Origin of the sequence: Bradyrhizobium erythrophlei (genome assembly GCF_042430365.1) — a bacterium.
In the GTDB taxonomy this organism is placed as follows: domain Bacteria; phylum Pseudomonadota; class Alphaproteobacteria; order Rhizobiales; family Xanthobacteraceae; genus Bradyrhizobium; species Bradyrhizobium erythrophlei.
Genome location: NZ_JBHMET010000213.1, coordinates 20,957 through 28,352 on the forward strand (window position 1 = coordinate 20,957; position 7,396 = coordinate 28,352).

Below are 7,396 nucleotides of genomic sequence, written 5' to 3' on the forward strand. Positions count from 1 at the left end.
AGAAAGCGGATTCGGGGAACCTACCAAACGTGATTTGAGCGCGGAGTGCATCGCCTTGGCCAACATCCTGATCGTCGACGACGACAGCGCGGTTCAGACCACGATCCGCCTGCTGCTCGAACGGGCCGGGCACGCCGTCGTCACCGCGAGCGACGGCCACAACGGACTTGAGCTGTTCGAGGCCGGCGATTTCGACCTCCTGTTCCTCGACATCTTCATGCCGGGGATGGACGGCTTCGAGACCATGCGGAAGGTGCATCAGCAAAAGCCGCTGACGCCGATCATCGTGATCTCCGGCCGGCCGATGCCGTCGGATTCCGGCCCGGACTTCCTGAACATGGCGGTGAAGCTCGGCGCGATCTCGAGCCTGCAGAAGCCGTTCAAGCCGGCCGAACTCGTCGCCGCCGTCGCCCGGAGCCTCGACCTCGCCGAGCAGCGATCGAAGGCATCCCCGAGCGACGGAAACAGCATTGCATCCTGTCACTGAATCGAATGAACATCAGCCGGAACGTTCCATTGCGCGCCCGGACGGGGGGAAGGCTGCGAATGCACCGATGACGCTGGCGACCAGGCTTGCCATCGCGATGATTGCACTGGTTGCGATCGCGGTCGCCGCGGTCGGATGGCTGAGCTATCGCAGCCTCGAACAGGCGATCGCGCCGCGGGTGCTCGACCGGATCGAAACCCAGGTTCGCTTCGCCGCCTCGGCCCTTGAGGCCCGCGCCCGCACCACGCCCGCTGACGTCACGATCTTCCAGGTTCTACCGGCGGTCGGCGGGCTGATGCGCGCTCGCCTCAATGACGGGGTCGATCCCGTCGACGGCACCACGGAAGCGGTCTGGCGCCAGCGGCTGGAGGTGCAGCTCGCTGCCCAGATGGCGCTCAAGCCGGCCTATTCGCTGCGCTTCATCGGCATCGCCGACAATCATCGCGAACTCGCACGCGTCGACCGCTCCGGCCCCAACGGCACGGTGCGGATCGTGCCCGAGCAGGAGCTGAAACAGGTTGGCGACGCCGCCTATTTCCGCGACACGATCAATCTGCCGCCGGAGGGCATCTACGTCTCGCCGGTCGGCCTGAACGAGGAGAATGGCGTCGTCGAAACACCGCATGCCGCGACCATGATGGTCGCGAAGCCGGTCAGGGCCCCCGACGGCAAGCCGTTCGGGATCGTCATCATCAATGCCGACATGCGGCCGACGCTCGAAAGCGTCCGCGAATCGGCACGCCCCGGCGAACGGGTCTATGTGGTCGACGCCCACGGCAACTATCTCGTCAATCCCGACCGCGCGCGCGAATTCGGCGCGCAACTCGGCACCCCGACAGACTGGCGGCGCGACATGCCCAATCTGGCGGCAGCGCTTGGCACCACGCGAACCGTCGCGAAGATTGTGGCCGGTCGAGCCGAACAGGAGGACTGCGTGGTCGCGCTCGCGCCGACGCTGCTGGCCGGACGCGAATGGATCGCCGTGATCGATATCGTGCCGAACAATGTGTTCATGGCGCCGGCAACCGCGATCCGCAGCAGCTCGATCCTGGTCGGCGTGCTGGCGGTGATCGGCGCCGCAGTGCTCGCCGTGCTGATCGCGCGCTCGCTGACCCGGCCGATCACGCAACTGACGCGTGCAGTGGAGCGCGTCGGCGAGAAAGGAACCGGCGCCATTCCCGTCAATGCGGGCGGCGAGACCGGCGTGCTGGCGCGCGCCTTTGCGCGGGTGATGGACGAGGCCAATGCCAAGACGGTCGCGCTCGAGCGCGAGGTCGCCGAGCATCGTCGCACCGAAGCGGCGCGCGACCACCATGCCGAGCGCGAGCGCCTGTTCGCATCCGCCGTCGAGTCGTCCAACGACGCCATCGTCACGCAATCGCTCGACGGCACCATCACCGGCTGGAACCCGGCCGCCGAACGGCTGTATGGCTACACCGCCGAAGAGGCGGTCGGCCGGCACATCTCGCTGATCGTGCCGCCGGACCGGCGCGACGAGGTCGGCGACATCATCCGCCGCATCGGTTGGGGCGAACGGATCGAGCAGAACGAAACCATACGCATGCGCAAGAACGGCATGCCGGTCGAGGTCTCGCTGTCGATCGCGCCGATCAAGGCGCTGTCCGGCGCCATCGTCGGCATCTCCAAATCGGCGCGCGACATCGGTGAGCGCAACCGCACCGAGCAGGCGCTATGGCAACAGGCCGAGGAACGGCGACGCATCTTCGAGACGTCGCAGGACCTGATCATGGTGCTGAACTCCCGCGGCGACCTGGTGCAGGTCAGCCCAAGCTGCGAGGCGGTCCTCGGCTATCGGCCGGACGAGATGATCGGCCACAGCGGCGCCGAGTTCATCCATACCGACCATCTGCAGAACGCCCGCGCGGAGATGCACGCTCTGCGGCGTGGGCGACAGCCGAAGATCGCCGACACCCGCGGCATCCGCAAGGATGGCCGCGAGGTGTGGCTGTCCTGGCTCGGCGTCTGGTCCGAGCCCGTCAAACGGTTCTTCTACGTCGGCCGCGACATGACGGAGAGCCACGCGGCACAAAGCATCCTGCACGAGAGCGCCCAGCTTGCCCGCGGCATCATCGACACCGCGCTCGATGCCTTCGTGCAGGTCAACGGTCGCGGAACGATCCAGGACTGGAACGCACAGGCCGAGGCGATCTTCGGCTGGAGCCGTTCCGAGGCCATCGGCAAGAACGTGTTCGAGCTGCTCGCGCCCGATCCGCTGGAGGGCCCGTTACGGAAGGCGCTGGGAACCTTCCTGCAATCCGGGCTCGATCAGGTCGCCCGTCCGCGCCGCGAGATCATGATCCGGCGGCGCGACGGCAAGATCCTCACCGCCGAACTGAGCGTCACGGCGCTCAGGACCAGCGACGGCTTCGTGTTCAACGGCTTCATCCGCGACCTCACCGACAAGCTTGCGGTCGAGGAGCGGATTAGGCAGGCGGAGAAAATGGAGGCCGTCGGCCAGCTGACCGGCGGCATTGCGCACGACTTCAACAACATCCTCACCGTGATCACGGGGACGATCGAGATCCTGGCCGATGCGGTCAAGGACGCGCCCCAACTCGCCGCGATCACGCGGATGATCGACGAGGCCGCCACCCGCGGCGCCGATCTCACCCAGCATCTGCTGGCTTTCGCCCGCAAGCAACCGCTCGAGCCGCGCGACATCGACGTCAATGCGCTGATCGTCGACACGACCAAGCTGCTGCGGCGGACGCTGGGCGAGCAGGTCGAGATCCAGACGGTGTTCGAGGACGAGGCGTGCCTGGCGGTCGTCGATCCGAACCGGCTCGCCAATGCCCTGCTCAATCTGGCGCTCAACGCCCGCGACGCGATGCCACACGGCGGCAAGCTCTTCATCGAGACGGCGTCCGTCATGCTCGACGACAGCTACGCCGGCCTGCACGGCGATGTGCGTCCCGGCCGCTATGCCATGATCGCAGTGACCGACACCGGCAGCGGAATTCCAGCCGACATGCTCGACAAGGTGTTCGATCCCTTCGTCACCTCGAAAGGGCCGGGCAAGGGCACCGGGCTCGGCCTGAGCATGGTCTACGGCTTCGTCAAGCAGTCCTCCGGGCACATCAAGATCTACAGCGAGGAAGGGCACGGCACGACGATCAGGATGTATCTGCCGCCCGCCGTGGGCACGGCGCTCGCCGCTGATGCAGCGGAGGCGTCGGATCTCGAGGGCGGCAACGAAACGATCCTGGTCGTCGAGGACGACAACCTGGTCCGCGACTACGTGCTGACGCAGCTGCACTCGCTCGGTTATGTCACGCTGGAAGCGGAGAACGCTGCAGAGGCGCTCACGATCGTCAAGTCCGGCCAGGCCTTCGACCTGCTGTTCACCGACGTGATCATGCCCGGCCTCAACGGCCGCCAGCTCGCCGAGGAGATTTTCAGGATCAAGCCGGACCTGAAGGTGCTGTTCACCTCAGGCTATACCGAGAACGCGATCATGCATCACGGCCGGCTCGACGAAGGCGTGCTGCTGCTGCCCAAGCCCTATCGGAAATCGGAAATGGCGACGATGATCCGCAAGGCGCTCGCGGATTAGAGTCGTTGCATCATAAAATCGCTCGACCACTTCGTCCCGTTATCCTGAGGAGCGCGGCACGCGCGTCTCGAAGGATGCACGGCCCGGATATTTCCGCGCACTCAAATTAACTCGCGGCGAGAGCGGGGCCGTCGATCCTTCGAGACGGCCGCTTCGCGGCCTCCTCAGGATGACGGGTCAAACGGCAAGGCTAGAGCACGACGACCTTCTCGAGACCTCAGCGCGCTCCATCGCCCGGCTTCGAAATTCCGTCTGGCGAGGGAAGTCAGTTCTGCCGCTGTGCGGTCATCACGATGCGGACGAGGTCGGCGGCGTTGCGGGCCCCGAGCTTCTTCATGATGTTGGCGCGATGGTCTTCGATCGTGCGCGGACTGATGCCGAGATGGCGCCCGGCTTCCTTGTTGGAGGCTCCCGAGGTGAACTGCTCGAGCACCTCGCGTTCGCGCCGTGTCAGCGGCTCGCGTCCCGGAAAATGCAGCGACGCGATGCGCGACGCCGAGGTCTCGGCCTGGCGGCGGGTATAGGCATCGATCGCTTCGTTCAACCGGCTGACGATTTCGCTGCCGCGGAACGGCTTCTCGATGAAATCCAGCGCGCCGTTCTTGATCGCGCTCACAGCCATCGCAATATCGCCCTGGCCGGAGATCATGAAGATCGGCGCCGGATAATCTTCGCCGTGAAGCTCCCTGAGGATGTCGAGGCCGGATTTGCCGGGAATGTGCACGTCGAGCAGGATGCAGGCCGGGGTCCTGGATCGCGCCACCGACAAGAGCGCGGCGCCGTCCGCAAAACATATCACCTGATAGCCGGCCGCCGACAGGACCATGGAAAGCGTGTCGCGAACGGCGGGATCGTCATCGACTACGAAAATCTCCCCGCGGGGAGTGCCATTCTCTGCCATGTGTCATCGTCCATCAGTGGTGAAACGTTGTGCTCACCCGCATTACGAACCTCGATCGTATCCCGATCAATGGACCCGTATTTGTACGGGACGATGGCTTAACGCACAAGTAGCACCGCGCTCCATAAAAGTGCAGGACAGTGGAGGAACATGCATGGTAAATGCAGCGGCCGACAACGTTGCGGTGGGCTCGGACGACGACAGCGATCCTCACGGCCTGATCGTCAGCAGCTTCTCCACACTGGTCGGGCACGTTCAGGCAAGCCTGCGGCTGATCGAATCAGCGATTGCGCGCGAGACCCTGCTTGCCGAGCAGGAGACCGCCGCCAACATCTTCGTCCTGGACGACGTGACACCCCGCTACATCGAGGCGTCCGCGACCCTGAAGGCCTGCGGCGCCGACCTGCGCGGCGCGCTCAATCGGTTGCTCGAAACCGGGGCCGACACGCGCGCAGCCTGAACCGATCCGTGGAGCTCCCAAAACCCGTCCGGCCCGCCGTCGCCAGATGTCGCAGGGACGCCACCGGGAGTTTCAAACCTTTGAAGCGATGAAACGTTCCACGCGCGCTGCGCGGTATAACCGCCGCGTGTCAGCGCAAGGCGCCGGAACGCCGTCATCCGAAGCCCGCGATCGCATCGTCGCGCAAGAGCGGATTCCGGTTCGCCTGAAGAAAGCGCATCGCGGCGAAGGGCGTCAGGCCCCGATCCGTTCCGCGTCCTTGGCGGCCCCGCCGGCTCGCTTCTTGCCCGGCTTGCCCTTGAGGAAGCTGATGTCCATTTCGGTGCCGTTGACACGAACCAGTTCGCAGCGGCGATAGGCAAGGCCGGTCGACGACAGCAGGAGGAAGAACTCCTTCAGGTTGAGCCCCTGGATCGTCCCCTCCACGGTGAGCGAGGCGTCGGTGTCGGAGATCGCGTTGAGCACGCAATCCCGCCGCCAGGTGCCGTCGATGGCCATGATGCAGACATCAAAGCCCCGGCTGAATGTGACCCGCTCAACGCCCTTGCTCTCTTCCGTCATGGCTCAAAGCCCCGCTGCCATGGCCGCCATCCGCGGCATCGCCGAGATCGGCGCCGCTGGTGCCCGCGCGCTACTCGGCCGGTACAGGCCGCGCCTGTCGGGGAGCGGCTTGAACGTATCGGTCAGGCCGACCACCGTCTCCGCTGCTCCCAACACCAGGAAGCCGTCGGATTCCATCGACCGCGCAAGGCGATTGAAGATGTTGATCTTGGTGTCCTGATCGAAATAGATCAGCACGTTGCGGCAGAAGATCACGTCGAAGGCGCCGAGCTGCGAGAAATCGTGCAGCAGATTGAGCTGGCGGTGCTGCACCATGGCGCGCAACTCGGGACTGATCTGCCAGAACTCGCCCGACTGTTTGAAGTGCTTCACCAGGAGCTGGATCGGCAGGCCGCGCTGCACCTCGAACTGGCTGTAGATGCCCGCTTTGGATTTCTCCAGCACCTCCTGCGACAGATCGGTCGCGATGATCTCGACGCGCCAGCCTGCGAGCGCTGCGCTCATTTCCTTCAGGCACATCGCCAGCGAATAGGGCTCCTGGCCGGTCGAGCCGGCGGCGCACCAGATCCGGACGCTCCTGCGCGCGGCGCGCGCCTTGAGGACCTCAGGCATGATCGTGTCGCGGAAGTGATCGAACGGCACTTTGTCGCGGAAGAAGAACGTCTCGTTGGTGGTCATCGCCTCGACCACCTGAGTGATGTGCGCGGACGAACCGCCCTTCATCTTCACCACAAGGTCAGGAATACCGTTTAGGCCGGATTTGCGCGCCAGCGGAAGCAGGCGGCTCTCGATCAGATACTGCTTGTCAGCAGAGAGATCGAGACCGGAATGGTCCTTCAGAATTTTACGCAGATACTCGTAGTCAGGGGGCGTCACTGGAGCCTCTCAACTGCAAAAGGTGGAACTGGCGTTCAGGCTTCAGTTGGCATGTCGAGCGCGAGCAAGCCCACTTCCTGGAACTTCGCGGTGACGATGTCCTTGTCGAACGGCTTCATGATGTACTCATTGGCTCCGGCATGGATGGCGCGCGAGATATGATCGATGCCGTTCTCTGTGGTGCAGAACACGACTTTCGGCACGTCACCGCCGGGCATGCGGCGCAGTTGCAGGAGGAATTCGAAGCCGTCCATCACCGGCATGTTCCAGTCGAGCAGCACCGCATCCGGCATCTCGCGCTTGCAGGCTTCGAGCGCCTGCTCGCCGTCCTCGGCTTCGGTGACCTGAAATTCCAATCCTTCGAGGATGCGGCGGGCGATCTTCCGAACCACGCCAGAGTCGTCGACGACAAGACATGTTTTCATGTGGTGGCCTCCTTGTTGACCGCCGCTTGCATTACGCCGCGGCGGCAGTCTTGGGCATCAATTCGAGCACGCGATCGACATCGAGGACGACCATGAGCTGGCCGTCGAGGCG

General features: G+C 64.6%; 7 protein-coding genes and 1 pseudogene. 3 read left to right on the top strand and 5 right to left on the bottom strand.

Annotated features, from left to right (window positions below; translation table 11 throughout):
• Positions 1-55 precede the first annotated feature (55 nt).
• Together ACFFWD_RS29925 and ACFFWD_RS29930 are read left to right on the top strand one after the other, a co-directional pair.
• Complete coding sequence (locus ACFFWD_RS29925; RefSeq protein WP_376971469.1) at positions 56-487, top strand: response regulator; 432 nt, start codon at positions 56-58, stop codon at positions 485-487.
• Positions 488-554: 67 nt separating this feature from the next.
• Positions 555-4,061 (top strand): PAS domain S-box protein, encoded by a 3,507-nt coding sequence (locus tag ACFFWD_RS29930; RefSeq protein ID WP_376971471.1) that lies wholly within the window; start codon positions 555-557, stop codon positions 4,059-4,061.
• A 265-nt stretch (positions 4,062-4,326) separates the two neighbouring features.
• Here ACFFWD_RS29930 and ACFFWD_RS29935 read toward each other — a convergent pair whose 3' ends face one another.
• Entirely contained in the window at positions 4,327-4,962 is a 636-nt protein-coding gene (locus ACFFWD_RS29935; RefSeq protein WP_376971473.1) for a response regulator transcription factor, read from the bottom strand.
• Between the two features lie 154 nt (positions 4,963-5,116).
• Here ACFFWD_RS29935 and ACFFWD_RS29940 point away from each other — a divergent pair, with 154 nt between their 5' ends.
• On the top strand, positions 5,117-5,422 hold the full coding sequence (locus ACFFWD_RS29940) for a hypothetical protein (RefSeq protein ID WP_376971475.1): 306 nt from the start codon (positions 5,117-5,119) through the stop codon (positions 5,420-5,422).
• A 234-nt stretch (positions 5,423-5,656) separates the two neighbouring features.
• Here ACFFWD_RS29940 and ACFFWD_RS29945 read toward each other — a convergent pair whose 3' ends face one another.
• The 4 genes and pseudogenes from ACFFWD_RS29945 to ACFFWD_RS29960 all read right to left on the bottom strand — a co-directional run.
• Positions 5,657-5,983, bottom strand: coding sequence for a PilZ domain-containing protein (locus ACFFWD_RS29945; RefSeq protein ID WP_376971477.1), 327 nt, complete (start codon positions 5,981-5,983; stop codon positions 5,657-5,659).
• Between the two features lie 3 nt (positions 5,984-5,986).
• Positions 5,987-6,859, bottom strand: a complete 873-nt coding sequence (locus ACFFWD_RS29950; RefSeq protein WP_376971479.1) for a CheR family methyltransferase — start codon at positions 6,857-6,859, stop codon at positions 5,987-5,989.
• A gap of 35 nt (positions 6,860-6,894) precedes the next feature.
• A complete protein-coding gene (locus ACFFWD_RS29955; RefSeq protein ID WP_376971481.1) occupies positions 6,895-7,284 on the bottom strand; it encodes a response regulator in 390 nt (129 codons plus the stop codon).
• Between the two features lie 31 nt (positions 7,285-7,315).
• Positions 7,316-7,396 (bottom strand): annotated as a pseudogene (locus tag ACFFWD_RS29960) (chemotaxis protein CheW); the annotation flags it as partial.

Excerpts from the sequence above, each read along its gene's own strand:
- ACFFWD_RS29930 (WP_376971471.1), top strand. The coding sequence starts at position 555 with ATGACGCTGGCGACCAGGCTTGCCATCGCGATGATTGCACTGGTTGCG.
- ACFFWD_RS29935 (WP_376971473.1), bottom strand. The coding sequence starts at position 4,962 with ATGGCAGAGAATGGCACTCCCCGCGGGGAGATTTTCGTAGTCGATGAC.
- ACFFWD_RS29940 (WP_376971475.1), top strand. The coding sequence starts at position 5,117 with ATGGTAAATGCAGCGGCCGACAACGTTGCGGTGGGCTCGGACGACGAC.
- ACFFWD_RS29945 (WP_376971477.1), bottom strand. The coding sequence starts at position 5,983 with ATGACGGAAGAGAGCAAGGGCGTTGAGCGGGTCACATTCAGCCGGGGC.
- ACFFWD_RS29955 (WP_376971481.1), bottom strand. The coding sequence starts at position 7,284 with ATGAAAACATGTCTTGTCGTCGACGACTCTGGCGTGGTTCGGAAGATC.